16 protein-coding genes are annotated in these 16,595 nt (G+C 39.1%); 9 read left to right on the top strand and 7 right to left on the bottom strand.

The genetic code is table 11. The features are described from left to right. Positions 1-10 precede the first annotated feature (10 nt). Positions 11-949: a DMT family transporter gene (locus P343_RS30680; RefSeq protein WP_023510690.1), complete on the top strand. Its 939-nt coding sequence runs from the start codon at positions 11-13 to the stop codon at positions 947-949. A gap of 125 nt (positions 950-1,074) precedes the next feature. On the opposite strand, the gene P343_RS30675 is transcribed toward P343_RS30680, so the two are convergent. The 4 genes from P343_RS30675 to P343_RS30660 all read right to left on the bottom strand — a co-directional run bounded on the left by P343_RS30675 (position 1,075) and on the right by P343_RS30660 (position 5,496). After that, on the bottom strand, positions 1,075-1,923 hold the full coding sequence (locus P343_RS30675) for a MurR/RpiR family transcriptional regulator (protein ID WP_023510689.1): 849 nt from the start codon (positions 1,921-1,923) through the stop codon (positions 1,075-1,077). 68 nt (positions 1,924-1,991) lie between these two features. Beyond that, the gene (locus P343_RS30670; protein ID WP_023510688.1) at positions 1,992-2,675 is read right to left on the bottom strand and encodes a GntR family transcriptional regulator; all 684 of its coding nucleotides are present in this window, start codon (positions 2,673-2,675) and stop codon (positions 1,992-1,994) included. Positions 2,676-2,818: 143 nt separating this feature from the next. Next, positions 2,819-4,090 (bottom strand): phosphopyruvate hydratase, encoded by a 1,272-nt coding sequence (gene eno / locus P343_RS30665; RefSeq protein WP_023510687.1) that lies wholly within the window; start codon positions 4,088-4,090, stop codon positions 2,819-2,821. After that, positions 4,087-5,496 carry a glycerate kinase type-2 family protein gene (locus P343_RS30660; protein ID WP_023510686.1) on the bottom strand — a complete coding sequence of 470 codons (1,410 nt, stop codon included), beginning with the start codon at positions 5,494-5,496 and terminating at the stop codon, positions 4,087-4,089. Before P343_RS30660 ends, eno begins: the two co-directional genes overlap by 4 nt. 321 nt (positions 5,497-5,817) lie before the next feature. Here P343_RS30660 and P343_RS30655 point away from each other — a divergent pair, with 321 nt between their 5' ends. From P343_RS30655 to P343_RS30645, 5 genes are all read left to right on the top strand, one after another. Next, complete coding sequence (locus tag P343_RS30655; protein WP_023510685.1) at positions 5,818-6,942, top strand: tyramine oxidase subunit B; 1,125 nt, start codon at positions 5,818-5,820, stop codon at positions 6,940-6,942. Between the two features lie 109 nt (positions 6,943-7,051). After that, on the top strand, positions 7,052-7,831 hold the full coding sequence (locus P343_RS0118955; protein ID WP_031264060.1) for a transporter substrate-binding domain-containing protein: 780 nt from the start codon (positions 7,052-7,054) through the stop codon (positions 7,829-7,831). Between the two features lie 20 nt (positions 7,832-7,851). Then, on the top strand, positions 7,852-8,499 hold the full coding sequence (locus tag P343_RS0118950) for an amino acid ABC transporter permease (protein ID WP_031264059.1): 648 nt from the start codon (positions 7,852-7,854) through the stop codon (positions 8,497-8,499). Further along, positions 8,496-9,218 carry an amino acid ABC transporter ATP-binding protein gene (locus P343_RS30650; RefSeq protein WP_023510684.1) on the top strand — a complete coding sequence of 241 codons (723 nt, stop codon included), beginning with the start codon at positions 8,496-8,498 and terminating at the stop codon, positions 9,216-9,218. The genes P343_RS0118950 and P343_RS30650 overlap by 4 nt, the downstream gene beginning before the upstream one ends. A gap of 82 nt (positions 9,219-9,300) precedes the next feature. Continuing rightward, a complete protein-coding gene (locus tag P343_RS30645; protein ID WP_023510683.1) occupies positions 9,301-10,194 on the top strand; it encodes a DMT family transporter in 894 nt (297 codons plus the stop codon). A gap of 61 nt (positions 10,195-10,255) precedes the next feature. Here P343_RS30645 and hemG read toward each other — a convergent pair whose 3' ends face one another. Further along, positions 10,256-11,644: a protoporphyrinogen oxidase gene (hemG, locus tag P343_RS30640; RefSeq protein ID WP_023510682.1), complete on the bottom strand. Its 1,389-nt coding sequence runs from the start codon at positions 11,642-11,644 to the stop codon at positions 10,256-10,258. Positions 11,645-11,808: 164 nt separating this feature from the next. On the opposite strand from hemG, the gene P343_RS30635 reads away from it, so the two are divergent. Together P343_RS30635 and P343_RS30630 are read left to right on the top strand one after the other, a co-directional pair. Beyond that, positions 11,809-12,306 carry an AAA family ATPase gene (locus P343_RS30635; RefSeq protein WP_023510681.1) on the top strand — a complete coding sequence of 166 codons (498 nt, stop codon included), beginning with the start codon at positions 11,809-11,811 and terminating at the stop codon, positions 12,304-12,306. Between the two features lie 360 nt (positions 12,307-12,666). After that, positions 12,667-13,542: a DMT family transporter gene (locus tag P343_RS30630; protein WP_023510680.1), complete on the top strand. Its 876-nt coding sequence runs from the start codon at positions 12,667-12,669 to the stop codon at positions 13,540-13,542. 89 nt (positions 13,543-13,631) lie between these two features. On the opposite strand, the gene P343_RS30625 is transcribed toward P343_RS30630, so the two are convergent. After that, a complete protein-coding gene (locus P343_RS30625; RefSeq protein WP_023510679.1) occupies positions 13,632-14,459 on the bottom strand; it encodes a TrmB family transcriptional regulator in 828 nt (275 codons plus the stop codon). Positions 14,460-14,709: 250 nt separating this feature from the next. On the opposite strand from P343_RS30625, the gene P343_RS30620 reads away from it, so the two are divergent. After that, entirely contained in the window at positions 14,710-15,480 is a 771-nt protein-coding gene (locus P343_RS30620; RefSeq protein ID WP_023510678.1) for a sulfite exporter TauE/SafE family protein, read from the top strand. Positions 15,481-15,527: 47 nt separating this feature from the next. Here P343_RS30620 and P343_RS30615 read toward each other — a convergent pair whose 3' ends face one another. Further along, entirely contained in the window at positions 15,528-16,319 is a 792-nt protein-coding gene (locus tag P343_RS30615; protein WP_023510677.1) for an alpha/beta fold hydrolase, read from the bottom strand. Positions 16,320-16,595: the final 276 nt, after the last annotated feature.

The raw sequence follows: 16,595 nt of genomic DNA, 5'->3' as shown, positions 1-16,595 counted from the left end.
GGGATGAACGATGGAAAAACAAACACAGGCAACACTTTATGAGACTAAAAGCTATTCTAGGATCAAGGGAGTGGCACTTGTTCTGACAGGAGCTATTCTGTGGGGCGTTTCAGGAACAGTCGCTCAATTTCTCTTTCAACATTTAAAGGTTAATGTGGAATGGTTATCGGTATTAAGAATGTTGATGTCCGGTGTTTTACTGTTGGGACTTTACTACAAAAAAGAGAGGTCCCGAATATGGGGCATTTGGGCAGATAAATCTGGAAGAATAAGCATTATACTTTTTGGCTTAATAGGAATGCTCGGTGTTCAGTACGCCTATTTTGCGGCCATTAAGCATAGCAATGCCGCAACAGCGACGGTCCTGCAAAGCTTAGGACCTGTAATCATTACGTGTTACTTAGCCGTTAACTTAAAAAGGCTACCTAACGTTAAGGAAATAACTGCGGTTAGTTTAGCTGTTTTAGGCACATTCTTTTTGGTTACGCACGGTAATATCCACCGTTTGTCGATCTCCGGCTTAACCCTATTTTGGGGCTTGAGTTGTGCTCTCGCAGCAGCTTTTTACACGTTGCAGCCTCGAAAGCTGCTCAGCAAGTGGGGTTCCGTAGTTATTGTCGGGTGGGGCATGCTTATTGGCGGAGTGGGTTTAAGTTTTGTTCATCCGCCATGGATCATTACTGGGGAATTTTCGCTTTATTCCATTGCACCTATTGCCTTTATCATTATTTTTGGAACATTGATTGCATTCTTCTGCTATCTAGAAAGTCTGAACTATTTAAGTGCTGCTCAAGCGAGTATACTGGCAACAGCCGAACCACTGTCTGCAGCAATTCTATCGGTAGTATGGCTTCATGTTTCCTTTGGCTTTTTTGATTATATTGGAGCACTTTTGATCATTAGTACAATTTTTATTTTATCAATGAAAGAAAAGAGGACTTACAAATAATTATGATGTTAAAATCAGAACCTTGGCTTAAAAAGCATAATCTAATCGGATAATCTTTAGCTTTTGTTACTTCTGCCTGAATGAAAATTGAACGTAAGGGAATTGGGAATCCCCTTACGTTCAATTTAAACCAATCCAAGATAGTATCCCTGGGAAAGTAATCTCTCAGTTTTATCCAGTAATTGAATAGCTTCATCTCGATTGTTTTGAAGTACTGCCGCCACGATATAATCAATTATGCATATCGGAGCTGCAAATGAATTCTTATACGTGACTTCCGAAACCGCACATGGAATAATAATATCCCCGTAACCTTTGAGAATGGAATAATTTAGACTGGTAAATAGAATAATCTTTACGCCGCTTTCTTTTAATGACGACACCAAAGTAGACGTGGTCTTTGAATAGCGAGGAAATAAGAAAACAATGCAAATATCTCCGCTTTTCGCTCCGGATATTTCTTCTGGAAAAGTCATTCCCGATGATTGAACAAGATGGGTGTGTCCTTTAATTTGGCCTAATCTGGATGCTGTGTAGAATGCTAAAGAAAAGGAACTTCTCATCCCGATAATATAAACGTTCTTAGCATCTATAATTAATTTTATCACTTCATCTAAATCATCTTCTGATTGGGCAGCAAGTGTCTTTTGTATATTATTGATCTCATTATTAAAAACACTTCTTAATAACTGGTTGCTTGGGATATCCCCTATCTCACTTACTCGGTGGGGCAATGTATCTTTATTTTTAATCCCATTTTGAATATCTTTTTGCATCTCTGAGTAGCCTTTGTATCCCAAGACCTTTGTGAATCGTATAACGGTTGTGGTACTGGTATCGATTTTTAAAGCAAGTTCCTCTAATGTGCTGAAAGCGACGGTTTCAAGATGGTCAAGGATATAATTAGCTACTTTTTTTTGAGATGATGTAAATTGATTGAAATTTTGATTTACATTTTGTGTAAAATGTTCCATTTTTCCTCCGGGAATTTCTTGTATGAAATTAATTTAAAAATAGAATCGACTGGTTGCTGGATCAAACGTTACTGTATCTCTGTCTTAGTCAATGTTTGTATGAGCATTAATGTTCGGTTCCAGTGTTGTTTAACGAGTTGAGGTGAAGCGTATGAATCTTTTCGTTGTAGAGCCTCTATAATATCCTTGTGTTCAAAATAGGATTTATGAAGATCAGTATTATGTTCAAAAAAAAGATACTCAAGTCGATATACATGATCCATTAATAGCGTACAAAACTCAATGACATATTGGTTTTCAGACATGTTGATTAAATATTTATGAAATTCCTGATCTTTTTTCAAAATATTGTTTGTCTGCCTCAAACTGATTGCCCTTTTAAATTCTTCATTAATTTGATTAAGATGATCCAAATTGTTTTCGCTGCAACGATCAATGCATAATGACATAGCAAGACCTTGCAGGGTGATCAGTGGTTGGTACAATTCGTCAATGTTATCTACTTCTAATTCAGTTACGACAGTGGATTTTCCTGGATAAGATTGTATCAAATTTTGTGTTTCTAATAATTGAAATGCCTCTCGGACAGGTGTCCTACTAACAGAAAAATAGTTTGCGATTTCATTGTGATCCAATTTTTCCAAAGGACAGAGTTGACCTTCAATGATCCATTTTTTCAGTGTTCGATACACAATTTCTTTTGATGATAATTCACCATGATCATTCACTTTTTTTATCTTTGGAATAGGCATATATACTCACCCAATTAATAGTTGTCTATAACTAAATATTACTTTGACAAAATAAGGTTCGTTTGTCAAAGTAATATATCAATTGTATAAATTTAATAAGAAAAGAAGGTTAAAAATAGAAAAACGTCTATGTTGTCAAATTTTTAGTCGAATTTAATTAAATGAGAAAGGTCGGCCAATTTAATCTCTGGATTTAAGCTGCAAATGCGCATTAAATAATTCAATTTATCTATTCTTTCCCCCGAACGTGGGGCGCCGTTTTTGATGAATCCGACTTGCAGACCCACGGCAAAATCCATGGCAATGTCCCCAATAACACCACCGGATCTACCGGAAGGTACAGCAATTAAATGATTCTTCTTGGCGTAATCGTAGGTTGCCAAAGCTTCGGTAAGTGTACCAACCTGATTAGGCTTCAGAATAAAGCCATTCACGGCACCCATTGTATTAGCATACTCGAGTTTGTCAGAGTTGGTTACGATGAGATCATCACCGATTATCATACATCTGTTCAGTGTTTTAGTAGCTTTAACAAAAGCAGGCCAATCATTCTCATCAAACAAATCTTCAATGAAAACAAAATTGAATTTCTCTGAAAGGTCCTTCATATAGGACAATAATTCATCTGAAGTTACCCGATGACCTTTTAATAAATAAGTATTGGTTTCTTTGTCATACATTTCACTTGATGCGCAGTCTAATGCAAACGCCATCTTTTCTGTGTAGTGGCAATTGTCGATGGCCTCCTGAATTAAGGAAAACACGACTTCAGGATCTTCTGAAGGAGCGGCATATCCATATGAAGGTGCAGTGGTTGGTTTTTTGCCCAGATATTTTGTAAGTACTTTCTCTAGTTCTTGAAAAGTATTAACTGCCATTTCTACCGCTTCGAAGATTGATTCGGCTTTATAAGGCATGATAATAAATTCATTAAAGGGTTGAATGAATGTGTCATATTTGCCGCCATTAATGACATTAAAGCTTGGAACTGGTACCTGTGTGATATGATCTTGTGAAATATATTGATAAACTTCCTGTTTTCTGACTTTGGCTGCAGCTCTCATACATGCAATAGAAACAGAGTAAATCGCGTTTCCTCCCAAATTTCTCTTGTTGTCTGTTCCATCTAGTTGAATCATTTTGTAATCAATCGCTTTTTGATCAAGTACGTCCATGCCAATTAATTGCGGTGCGATAATATTAATAATATTACTAATCGCTTTATGCACGCTCATTCCATGATATTCGTAGTCGTCCTGGTCTCTCAAAACAAATGCTTCGTACATACCGACTGAGGATCCGGTGGGTGCGCTTCCTCTGCCGATACATCCATTTTCAGTAATGACATCTACTTCAATCATAGGCCTACCTTTACAATCTAAAAGTTGTCTAGCCAGAATCTGTTTAATTTTCATAGTTGTTCTCCTTTTTTAGGAATATATAAAATATTTAGATCGCAAACATTTGTGCCTGTGTTTCCTGTAATAACGATATCTCCGATTTCGGACAGCGCTTCATAACATGAGTGTGAACGTAGTGCGGAGAATAAATCCACTCCCTTGTTTTTTGCTTGTTCCATACTTGTTGCGTCTGTAATTCCACCGGCAACCTGTGTTGTGCCGTCTGTACCTTCGGAATCAATTGAGAGCATGCACGCACCAGGAACTGCAGCAATGGATGCTGCAAAGCTTGCTGTCAATTCCTGAGATGGGCCGCCATGCCCTTTAATCAAGCGGTTATCCAAAATCTCAGTTGTTGTTTCCCCTGTACTAATTACAATGCAGGGTGCTTTCACCGGATTTCCGTATTCTTGTATTTCTTTTGCGATACTTGCGAAAAAGATCCCGGCTTCTTTACTTTCACCTTCCAAGTAAGATGATAGAATAATAGCCTTTATTCCCAATTCTTCTGATATTTTTTTTGCATAAATACCAGAATCAGGCAAGGTGTTAATTAAGTAATACGTATTATCTGGGAACTCTTTTGGTGTTTCTTTTTCTGGTCCTGCGTTCATCAAATAATCAACAACACTTTTTGGAAGACGATCCTGCACATTGTACTTTTGAATAACATGTTGCGCGTCTTCAAATGTTGTCTTATCCGGACCTATTGGTGTACTGGAATAATTTTTATATGGAATACGGATATTTTGTGTCGGAGGATTACCAACGGCGTCACTGATTCCGAACCCTATCAGCTCAGCGCCTTTTTCTTGGATGCGCTTTGCAAGCATTCCGCCATTCATTTGTGATATGTGCCGTCTGATTGCGTTGATTTCATAAATGCCGGCACCTGATTTCAACATGATATCCGTTGTTACTTTTTCATCCTCGAGAGTTATTCCGTCAATTGGACAACTCATCAATGAAGAACTTCCGCCGCTTACCACTGCAAGAAACAGATCATCGGAATCTGCAGAATCAACGAGCTGGAGAATTTTCTTACTTGCAAGATATCCTTCATGATTGGGCAATGGATGTCCCCCAACATAAACTTCTGTTTTGTTATATACATCTGTTTTTTCTAATACTTTCACAATAATAATGCCTTTTGTCAGCTTATCTCCAAGAATTTCATCAATTGCTTTGGCCATTGCATTGCATGCTTTACCGGCGCCGATAAGGTAGATGTTTTTCTTTTGAGACAGGTCCCACTTTTTTTCCCCGATAATCAAGGTATCATCTTCCAAATGAATGATTTGCTTCATTCTGGAATAAGCATCTAGTTCATCTAGTGTTCTATTCACTATATCAAGAATAATTTTACGAGAATGACTATATCCGTGTGAGATCAGATCGTCATAATTTCGTATTTTTCCCATTATCATCAGCCTTCCGTTGTAATTAAATATACTATTTGTATTATTTTATACTAAAATTATATTGCGATATATCAATTTGGTCAATTAGCAAAAAGATTTAGGCTGATTTGTGTTATGTTTTATGACAAAAAATGCCAAAAACAATAAAAATCATAAAGCAAATCTTATTAATCACCTGATATTATATAAATTATATAGTTTAATGTTAGTATTTGTGACTTTAATAGCGATATATTATTGACAGTAAAAAAGTATGATGATATTCTTTTTGTATTAAAACATATTTTTCTAGATAGAAACAATAGAGAGGGAGAGTGCATAGTGCCTAAAAAGACTGAATTTTTGTACCTGTCAGAATCAAACGTGATTGATGCAGGTGTATTAGATACAAAAAGAAATGTTGAAATCGCTGAAGAAGTATTTACTTTATTAAGTAAAGGTGACTATCTAATGGGTGGCAGTAATCACAATAGTCATGGCTTAGGTGTCTCATTTCCCCAGAGAAGTCCTTTTCCAAATATGCCGGTTGCAGGACCAGATAGAAGGTTTGTGGCTATGCCGGCATACTTGGGAGGAAGATTCGATGTGTGTGGAAATAAGTGGTACGGATCCAATGCTGAAAATAAAGAAAAAGGACTACCAAGATCAATATTAACCTTAATGTTGAATGATAAAGAAACTGGTGAACCTTTAAGCTTGATGTCGGCTAATCTTATCAGCGCTTGCAGGACAGGAGCCATTCCTGCGGTAGCAACAAAGTATCTGGCAAATCCAGATGCAGAGGTTTGTGCTGTTATCGGTTGCGGTCCAATCAATAAATTCTGTTATCAATCCATTGTCTCGCAGGCACCTAATATTAAGAAAGCGATTTTCTATAATCGTACTGTTGAAAAAGCCCAACAACTTGCAGATTGGTCAGCAGAATTTTTGGGCATTAAAGGAATTGTAAGTACTTCATTGGAAGAGACGTTAAGAGAGAGTGACATTGTGACTATAGCGGCTTCTAGAGCCAAGCCACTTTATTTAAAGAATGAATGGATTAAAAAAGGTTCGATCATACTTTTTAGTGGTCCGGCAAATGCTGACCGTGCATTTTGGGAAACAAATAAAATTATCTATGATCATGTGAAACTTCATGAGAATTATGTTGCAGAAGCAGAAACTTCAGTTGATAAACAAGCTTATTACGATGGAGTTATTGGCGGTCCCATCTATAAGCTGATCGATGAGGGTAAAATTGAACCACTTATCCGATCAACGAGTATAGGAGACGTTATTTTAAAAGAAAAGGAAGGAAGAACAAATAAAAACGAAAAAATAATATTCGTGGCATGTGGAATGGCCGTTTTTGATGTGGCACTTGGATACGATATTTACCAGAAGGCATTGGAAAAGGGAATTGGGACAAATTTGTTGCTTTGGGATACCCCTTATATGGTTAAATAAACAATCCCATAGTGAATTAATTATAAAACAAGTTCTAAATTAATGAGTTTCATTTAACAATGCATGCACTCTCTGTTAAAAAATACATGATCCATTGGAGGAAATAAGAATGAAGACAAAAAAATTAAGATTAATATCGATCTTTGTGTTTTTGGTAATAAGCGTATTAATTACCGGATGTTCAAGCCAATCGGGAAGCAGCAAGAAAAGTGATAAAAAATACGTAATTGCTATGGATATGAATTATGCCCCCTTTGAGTACAAGGAGAATGGAAAATGGGTTGGAATTGATGTTGAGTTACTAAAAGCAGTATCTAAGGTTGAGCATTTCAAGTATGAAGAAAAACATATGAATTTTAATGGTATTATCCCTGCTCTCCAAGCAAACCAGGTCGATGCGTCTCTAGCAGCAATGTTCATCACCGATGAAAGAAAGAAAACGTTAGACTTTTCTGATGGCTATTATGAGTCAGGGGTTGGGGCATTTGCGAATAAAGACAATAACAAAATTAACAGTGAAAAAGACTTCCTTAATAAAACGGTTGCGGTAAAAAAAGGTGAATCTGGAGCAGCGTGGGCTGAAAAAAATCAAAAAAAATATAACTTTAAAATTCAATACTTTGATGATGCACCAGCCTTGTTCCAACAAATAGCAAATGATAATGCCGATATTGGCTTAACTGATTACCCAGTTGTCGCTTATCGAATGACTGTAGATAAAAACTCGGGAATAAAAATGGTCGGAAAATTTGATAAAGCAAACTATGGGTTTGCTGTTAAAAAGGGTAATAATGAAGAATTACTCAAAAAATTTAATGATGGAATTAAAAAACTAAAAGCTAATGGTGAATACGATAAAATTATTAGCAAATATATTAAAGTTAAATAATTTAGAGCGGGTGATTTAATTTGGATTTTTTTAAACTGTTTGAGGCGAGCTTACCTGCTCTCTTGGCCGGATTGGTACTGACATTAAAAATAATTAGTGTCGGCATCATCGTTGCTGTAATTATTGGATTAGTGCTTGGAATTATTAATGTCGGACACAACAAAATTCTAAAATTAATTGCGAAACTATATATCGATTTAGTTAGAGGGACACCACTTCTTGTTCAGGTATTCTTTATCTATTTCGGATTACCGAGCGTCTTAAATTTCAAATTGGATGCTATGCTAGCCGGGATCATTGCTATTGGTATCAATGCTAGTGCTTATATTTCAGAAATTATTCGTGCGGGTATCAAATCGATAGACAGTGGGCAAATGGAGGCTGCAAGAAGTTTGGGACTTCCTTATGGGGTATCCATGAGGAAAGTGATATTGCCTCAGGCGTTTAAAAGGATGATTCCTCCATTGGTGAATCAATTCATTATTTCATTAAAAGACACTTCAATTCTCTCTTCGATCGGGGTAATAGAACTTACATCTAGCGGACAAATCATAATCGCTTCATCATTCAAAGCTTTTCAGGTGTGGATTATGGTTGGTATATTATACTTCATGGTAATAGAAATCTTGACGCTGCTATCATCCAGACTTGAGAGGTGGGTATCATGATTGAAGTTCAGAACCTAAAAAAAAGTTATGGGATCCACGAAGTTTTAAAAGATATTGATTTACATGTTAAAAAAAATGAAGTTGTTTGTATTATTGGTCCGTCAGGTTCTGGAAAGAGTACATTACTCAGATGTCTGAATGGATTAGAGAGCGCAACGGCTGGCTCCATTTCGATAGAGAAGGTCGAACTCACAAATAAAAAAGCTAACATTAATAAAATTAGAGAAAATATTGGTATGGTGTTTCAATCTTTTAATCTATTTCCAAACCTCAGTGTCCTTAAAAATATAACCCTTGCCCCTATGTATATTAAGAAACTAAAAAATGGCGAGGCAGAACATTTAGCACTAAATCTTTTGGGACAAGTAGGGCTTAGAGAGAAAGCAAACGTTAATCCTGACACACTTTCTGGAGGACAAAAACAGCGGGTAGCTATTGCAAGAGCCCTAGCCATGCAACCTAATATTATGCTTTTTGATGAGCCAACATCTGCCCTTGATCCTGAAATGGTGGGGGAAGTTTTAAATGTAATGAAAAAGTTAGCAAAAGAAGGTATGACAATGGTTGTTGTTACGCATGAAATGGGGTTTGCACGTGAAGTATCTGATCGTGTACTTTTTATGGAAGACGGTCGGATTATTGAGGAAGGAAGCCCCGAGCAAATTTTTGAAAAGCCTACCCAAAAAAGGACTCAATCTTTTTTAGAAAAAGTTCTATAATTGAGTTATTAATTTAAGTTCTTTACTCAAAGGATAAACATCCTTTGAAAAAGAACTTTTTTTGTTTAAGGAGAGTTCTTGATTGCGAAAATCTGTTTTTATGTCACCGTATCTTTTACTAACGGTGGGTGTCCTTTCTGTTTCCTTTTCAGCGATCTTTGTCAAATGGTCAACTGCGCCTGCATCGATCATCGCGATGTACCGGATGCTGCTGACTGTGTTGATGCTGCTGCCGATCGGTGCATGGCGGTACGTCATTCATGGAAAACTGAATAAGTCAGATTGGATCCGACTCATGTTATCCGGAGTGTTTTTAGCCATGCATTTTTTATTTTGGATGGAATCTTTGAAATTAACGTCTGTAGCAAGTTCAACAGTAATCTTAACACTTCAACCGGCATTCACAATGGTCGGCATGTTGTTGTTCTATCGATCTAAAACGAGTGGTGCACGAATAACGAGTCTTGTGATTGCTATCTTAGGCTCCTTGATTATTGCCTGGGGAGACATCGGTTTATCAGGAAAAGCATTGCTTGGAGACTTCCTTTCAATGCTTGGTGCTGCGGCTTACGCGATCCACCTGTTGTTTGGACAACAGTTAATGAAAAAAATGTCAGGGGAATCCTACAGCTTTATTGTATTTTTCATCGCAGGACTTTGTTTGCTCGTATTCAATGTGTTCACGAATGTTGAGATGTACCGCTACTCATTAAATAATTGGCTCGTTTTCATTCTTCTTGCTCTTGTTTCGACCGTATTAGGCCATATGCTCTTTAATATCAGCCTAAAGTATGTTGACGCAACAATGATATCGATGTCTGTTGTTGCCGAACCCGTCATTGCATCGGTCTTAGCCTTAATTTTATTACACGAAGCGATTGTGCCGGTACAGTTCGTTGGCGGAATCATAACTCTTTTCGGGGTTGCCTTGTATTTTATGAATCCTAAAAAGGGAATTATACGGGGCCTTCGTTAACGTTCTTGAGATAAGGTACAAAATGACCAGCATGCTGCACCCTGATTATCAATGTACATCATCACGAATTTGTTACTGCTTCTTCGTTTTTCTTCAATTTATTTGAAGCATCTTCGGATACGTGCATCGCATTATCCACGCAATCTGGCAAACCAACGCCGTGCAGAATAGCACCACATGCATAAATCCCGCTGATTTTCGCAAGAACTTCTTCAAATACTTGAACACGTTGATTATGGTTGATGGTGTATTGCGGCATATTATCGATCTGGCGGGTGATGACTGAGAACAAAGGTGTCCCGATTTTTCCGATCTTTCTCAGATCGGCCAGTGCTTTTTTCTCGATCTCTTCATCGCTTTGCCCAACGATTGCCGCATTGTCAGCCGTCCCAACGTAGGTGCGGATAAGCGTGCAATCTTCCGGGGCGGTGTAGGACCATTTATGATCCATGAAGCTGCACGCTGTAATATTCAATCCTTCTTTTCTGGATACAACATAACCGGTACCATCCAGCGATTCTACCTCACCTTTTTTAAAAGCAAGAGCCACAGTTGCCGTTGTTGTTCGCTTATCATTACTCAGATTCCAAGCTTCGGGAAAATCAAGCAGCGGGCCAAGTTGTTTCGGTGATGTCGCCAGAATAATGGCGTCAGCTTTCAACTCAGTGAAATCTTCTAGGGTGACCTTCCCAGATTCGATCCGGCGTACTGGTGTATTCAGCTTGATCTCGTCCGCATAGGAAGCCAGCTTCTCTACCAGGACATCAAGTCCGCATGACAGGGATAAAAATCGTCCCACGGCTTTTTTCGATGCGCCAGCCTGCTTTGGCGGCTGAATGCTTTTCATGCCCAAAATCAGACTTCTGTGCTTCTTCTCAATAGCTGCAAATTGAGGCAGTGTCGCTTCCAGGCTCATATCCGATAGATTGCCATTGTAAATGCCGGACAGCAAGGGTTCAATCATATTAGTGACCAGTTCTGCCCCAAGACGCCGTTCGAAAAATTCATTTAGCGAAATGTCTTTGTCCTGATAAACGCGCGGAATCAGCAGATCCAAAGCTGCACGCAGTTTTCCGAGCGGGCTGATTAAACCAGTTGTAACCATGGGAAGCAATTTGGTCGGTATCCCCATGACGGAACCGTTCGGCATTTTTCTGAGCCGATGATTCACGTAAATGTAGTAGGTACCGCTGCCGGAACGAACCAGCTTATCGCCAAGGCCAATGTCCTTGATCAGGTTTGTCAGTGTTGGCTTGCGTGCCATATAACCTTCAGGACCGCATTCAATGATAAATCCATCTCGCCGCACAGTCTTGATCTTCCCGCCGATCCTGTCAGAAGCTTCCAGTAAAGTAACCTGTGCCTCCGGATTTTTCTTCTTCATATAATAAACAGCAGCCAGTCCTGAAATACCGGCGCCAACAATGATAACCTTCTGTTTCTCCGACATGATTAACCTCCGTCTAGCATTATTCCGTTCCATTCGTGATTCTGAGTAAAAAACTACGAATTCAATCACTGTTAATCTAATATTAGCACGTCAGGGCAAGCATTGTTCATTATAATGGTATTAAATGGAGTGTGCTTATTAAATTTACAAATAGGAGACGCACAATGAAAAAATTGATCATCATTAATGGAACAATGGGTGTAGGGAAAACCACCGTATCCGAAATCGTGTCCGAGAAGCTAGAGCCAAGTGTATTTCTTGATGGCGACTGGTGCTGGAAGATGAATCCATGGGTCTTTACGGAAGAAAATAAAAACATGGTCATAGACAACATTACGCATCTGCTCAATGCATTCTTGAAGAATTCAGGCTTTCACTACATTGTGTTTTGTTGGGTGATCCATCAGGAGCAGATCTTTGATGATCTGTTGTCTCGATTGAGCGGTGACTACGAACTCCACAAAATCTCATTAATCTGCTCCGAAGCTGCGCTTAGAGATCATATAATGAACGATGTAGAAAAAGGGACAAGAACCATTGATTCAATAGAGGGAAGTATTGCTAGGATGAAGCTGTACAAAGAGATGAATACGCAAAAGATTGATGTCAGCACCATTTCAGCTGTTCAGGCTGCTGATCAGATTGTTAAGCTTGTTAAATAGAGATCATCCAAGCAAGAATGCCGAAGCTAATCAGTTAAATCTGAAAGTGCTCCGAACGAATGGGCGAGCGCTCCGAACAAAGAGGTGCGCTCCAGAGTTGGTAGATTTCGATCCAAACCTGTAATGTTTCACTCCAAAGTGGATTGCACTTCTCCTTAAAGTAGAACGTTTTACCACAAAAAACGAACCATGATGTATAATGTCATTAATCAGTTGATTATAGAGGTGAGACAAATGTTTTCAGCTCCGTTATTTGAAAATGATGTGCCAGCAGCACTCCTCCGTCCTTAATGGAGTAGTGTCTACGCTCTCCGTTAGGGGCATGTATTGACCTGATTATAAATACGGAGGGTGCAAAAATTGAAAAACACGTGGTTAGGTTCATTATATTTAGCTTTAGCTGCCAGTATTTGGGGCGGAATGTATGTCGTCGTTAAAGTAGTTGTTTCCGTGATACCGCCGATCGAACTTGTTTGGATGAGGTATTGTGTTGCTTTTATCGCGCTGCTTATCATTGGGCTGATCAAACGGCAGTCATGGCGCATTCAGAAACGTGATCTCTTATTACTTGTCATCATTGGGATCATTGGCAACACGATTTCAATTGTTACGCAAGAATATGGCACGAAATTCTCCTCGGCACAAATGGGCGCAATCATCACTTCTTCTACACCGGCATTTATGGTCATTTTTGCCCGCATATTGCTTAAAGAGCGGCTGAACGTGAAAAAGATACTGTCCGTTTGTTTAGCCACAATAGGCGTATTGCTGATTGTCGGGAACGGCACGATTGACATGTCCGGTCAACTTGGCGGGATCTTCCTTCTGATTGCGGCTTTAACATGGGCATTGATGTCTGTTCTTATAAAACGTGTACCAAAAAGTTATTCACCTATTGCGATAACCACTTATCCGATTCTGGTTGCCATTGTGCTGCTCACCCCGTTTGTTTTGGGCAGGCTACATGAGATTGATACTGCTCAATTGGTTCATCCGACGATATGGGGCGGCGTTTTGTATTTGGGCATTATTTCAACCGCCTTGGGATTTTTACTTTGGAATCGCGGATTACAATTGTTGAATGCTTCAAGCGGCGGGTTGTTTTTCTTTTTCCAGCCTTTAATGGGAACACTACTTGGATGGCTTCTGTTAGGAGAAAACATAGGCGGAACATTCTGGATTGGCGCTTTCTTAGTGCTCATCGGTGTTCTCATCGTTATTAAGGAAAAAGACTAGATTATAGGTTAATTCAATCCCTTTAGATATTTTCTATCTGAAGGGATGTTTTTTTTTTCGAAAAAAGAAAATGCATCAGTTAGTTCTTGTTAAACATCGTTCCTTTTCCAAAAAGACTCAGGAATCATTCTCTTTCCAAAGAACTTCTCCATTTCGGGTAAGATCCAGCGGTCCAACTGGTTTTGCTCCCCTTTTTCAACCAGTCGATTAACAAGGACATCATGCCAGATGTAGTCCTCCAGCAAGAAAATGTGAACAGAATCATCGGTATAAAAAGCATTTTCGTTTTTTTCAGCGGCGTGGCCATATAAAAGTTTCCGGCTGTCTACAGATAAAATGAACCATTTATTCGATGACAAGCTTGACATATAGTCATTGCTTCTGTGAACGATTAGTTCAGGCATAGGGTTATCGATTTCAAATGCAATGCCCCGTATTTGACAGCCTTTGCTTGCTTTGTCTTGTAAGTCCGGAAGTAAAACCTGATACATCGGATTCCATATGGACAGCACAATTTGGTGTTCTGCCTGCTGAATTAATGTTTTACAAAAAGAGAGAATGCTGCCTTCCCCTTTGACCGTGGAGACATAGCTCTCCGATTTGGCTTTCTGCTCATCCAGGATTTTTAATTCAGTTTCCATTACTTGATAGGAATCGTTCCATTTTTTCCTTTGCTGCTCCAAAAAAACGTCTATGGGTATTGCACGATAGGTTTTCGTGCCGTCATTCATGACCTCTCTCATGGCCAGTCCTTTTTCAACAAGAGAGTCTAACGTGTCGTAAATGCGGGCTCTTGGAATGCCGGAAAATTTACTGATTTGAAACGGTGTATTGGCCCCGTTACTAACCAGCGTGATAAATGTTTTTGATTCATACTGTGTTAAGCCAATGGATTGCAGAGTATCGAGTAAATCCATTTATATTTTCCTCCAAACCAATGATAAAGCTTTCCTAAACACATCTTATCAGAGTCAGAGATGGATTTCGAGAAACCTTCGCTTGTTAAAGACCAGAGTGCTTAACGGTAAAAAAAGATACTTGTTATTTTTCACGGATGAACTTATTATAAAAGTAGCGTTACTACTACGATAGTAACTATGTTAACTTGAAGAAAAAGTACGTAAGAGTAATGCCAAATGAAATACATTAAGGAACAGGAGCCTCATTATGATTACTTTAGGATTTTCTCAACTTGTAATACTTATTGTCGGAGGATTTTTCGCTGGAGTTGTTGATACGATTATTGGTGGTGGAGGACTGTTCAGTATTCCTGCCCTTTTTCTCGTTGGCGCACCAGCACAGGTCGTTTTGGGTACCAATCAATTTGCTCTATCGATGGGTTCTTTAATAGGAACGGTAAAATTTTCGCAAAAAGGGTATATGCGCTGGTGGCCGGAGACACTAATCTGTTTAATTGGTACGCTGCCGGGTACGATTTTAGGCGTCGTAACAACCATTCAAATCCCTCCTGAAATCCTCCAGGTGATTATTATGATTCTATTAGTTGTGATTGGGGTGATTGTCCTTCTGAAAAAGGAATTTGGAACCCAAGAGAGGATAGGAAAGGGTTCTTTAACTTTAGCTAGGGCTTTGATCATTTTTTTGTTAGGTCTTTTCTTCGGATTCTATGAAGGTTTTTTTGGACCCGGATCCGGACTGCTGATTATTTTCTCATTGACCATATGGTTTGGGTTTTCGCTTTTGCAAGCAAGCGGTTCAGCGAAAGTGATCAGTCTCGTGGGAAATGTAACTGCGTTTATCGTTTTTGCAATGCATGGCAGCGTACTCTGGGTCGCCGGATTGGTCATGGGCATTTCAGTCATTATTGGAGCCTATGTAGGTGTCTATTTTGCACAATATGGTGCTAAAATCCTTCGTCCGGTTATGCTTACCGTAATTGTGTTGCTAATCGTGAAAATACTATTACCTATTTTTTGATGAGAAGGGAACCTGCAAACGTGTTAAGGAATACGGCCGATGCATGATTAAGCTTGAAATTGTTTCAAAAAAGCGGCAACGGCTTTGCAAAAAGCCAATGGTTCATCGTCATGAATGGTGTGCCCGCTCTTTTCAAAGAATTGATAGGTTGTATGCTTGCGCTTTTTGGCCATTTCAATGATCTGTTCATCAGAAACGACGTGAGAAAGCTTGCCATGCAGTAATAGAGCAGGACAGTCCGTTGCCAGAAAATCATCCCACCATGCTCCATTTAAATAGTTTTGAGAAAAAGGGATATTTTTCTTATCAAAACGAAAGTTCCAACCGTATTCGTTTTCATAGGCGCTCTCAATGAAGTAGTTATCGTCATCTATTCCAACAGCTTTCAGTCCTTCTCCGAGGGCGTGCAAAGTCGGCTTTGGTTCCATTATCGAAGAAGCAAAACTTAAGTCATCATCAATCACCGCCCCAATATCCTCAATAATTAATCCGCGGACACGCTGTTTCAATCTTGCCGCTGCTTGGTAGGCATTAACACCGCCTAATGAATGACCAAGGAGGACCACTGGTTTATTCTGAAGTACGTGATCCATAAACGTTAGTATATCCCGGACATAATCTTCCCTTTGATAATCTTCGCTCTCTGCATGTTGGCTCCATCCATGCCCTCTTTGGTCGAGGCTGTACACATGCCAGTCCGGCAGCTTTTCTGCTAGGCGTGCAAACATTGCAGCATTGCCAAAGTGGCCATGAAGGCATAGAAGTATAGGCTTGTCCCTGCCTTCAAAGTCTAGATAAGATAATCGGAGTTCAGCTGATTGATAATAGTTTCGCTTCATCTATTTTTTTCTCCTCTAGCAATTCATTCAGATTGTTGGTGCGACACGCTTTTTGGTGTGTTTCCAGCTAATGATAACATGCATATCGGCGTTTTGACTATGAATCAATGCATACCGAAAATCGGCTAAAATTTCCAGATCAGTATCCGGATGCCAATCGTTCAAAAATATAGCGTAAATATGATTTTTTTCTCGTTTTTTGTAAACGAACTGTATCGCTGCTGTCAATTGCGTGTTACGGCTTTGCAATTTTGGGAGCCTATGATTGATTTTGTT

The organism is Sporolactobacillus laevolacticus DSM 442 (genome assembly GCF_000497245.1).
GTDB lineage: Bacteria > Bacillota > Bacilli > Bacillales > Sporolactobacillaceae > Sporolactobacillus > Sporolactobacillus laevolacticus.
Note: the sequence above shows the minus strand (reverse complement) of the source record. Positions and strands in the feature narration are given on the sequence as shown.

Bases quoted from the DNA above. Each gene is read 5' to 3' on its own strand.
- eno (WP_023510687.1), bottom strand. From the start codon at position 4,090: ATGAAAATTAAACAGATTCTGGCTAGACAACTTTTAGATTGTAAAGGT.
- P343_RS30625 (WP_023510679.1), bottom strand. From the start codon at position 14,459: ATGGATTTACTCGATACTCTGCAATCCATTGGCTTAACACAGTATGAA.
- P343_RS30675 (WP_023510689.1), bottom strand. From the start codon at position 1,923: ATGGAACATTTTACACAAAATGTAAATCAAAATTTCAATCAATTTACA.
- P343_RS30670 (WP_023510688.1), bottom strand. From the start codon at position 2,675: ATGCCTATTCCAAAGATAAAAAAAGTGAATGATCATGGTGAATTATCA.
- P343_RS30680 (WP_023510690.1), top strand. From the start codon at position 11: ATGGAAAAACAAACACAGGCAACACTTTATGAGACTAAAAGCTATTCT.
- hemG (WP_023510682.1), bottom strand. From the start codon at position 11,644: ATGTCGGAGAAACAGAAGGTTATCATTGTTGGCGCCGGTATTTCAGGA.
- P343_RS30650 (WP_023510684.1), top strand. From the start codon at position 8,496: ATGATTGAAGTTCAGAACCTAAAAAAAAGTTATGGGATCCACGAAGTT.
- P343_RS30635 (WP_023510681.1), top strand. From the start codon at position 11,809: ATGAAAAAATTGATCATCATTAATGGAACAATGGGTGTAGGGAAAACC.
- P343_RS0118955 (WP_031264060.1), top strand. From the start codon at position 7,052: ATGAAGACAAAAAAATTAAGATTAATATCGATCTTTGTGTTTTTGGTA.
- P343_RS30620 (WP_023510678.1), top strand. From the start codon at position 14,710: ATGATTACTTTAGGATTTTCTCAACTTGTAATACTTATTGTCGGAGGA.
- P343_RS30615 (WP_023510677.1), bottom strand. From the start codon at position 16,319: ATGAAGCGAAACTATTATCAATCAGCTGAACTCCGATTATCTTATCTA.
- P343_RS30660 (WP_023510686.1), bottom strand. From the start codon at position 5,496: ATGGGAAAAATACGAAATTATGACGATCTGATCTCACACGGATATAGT.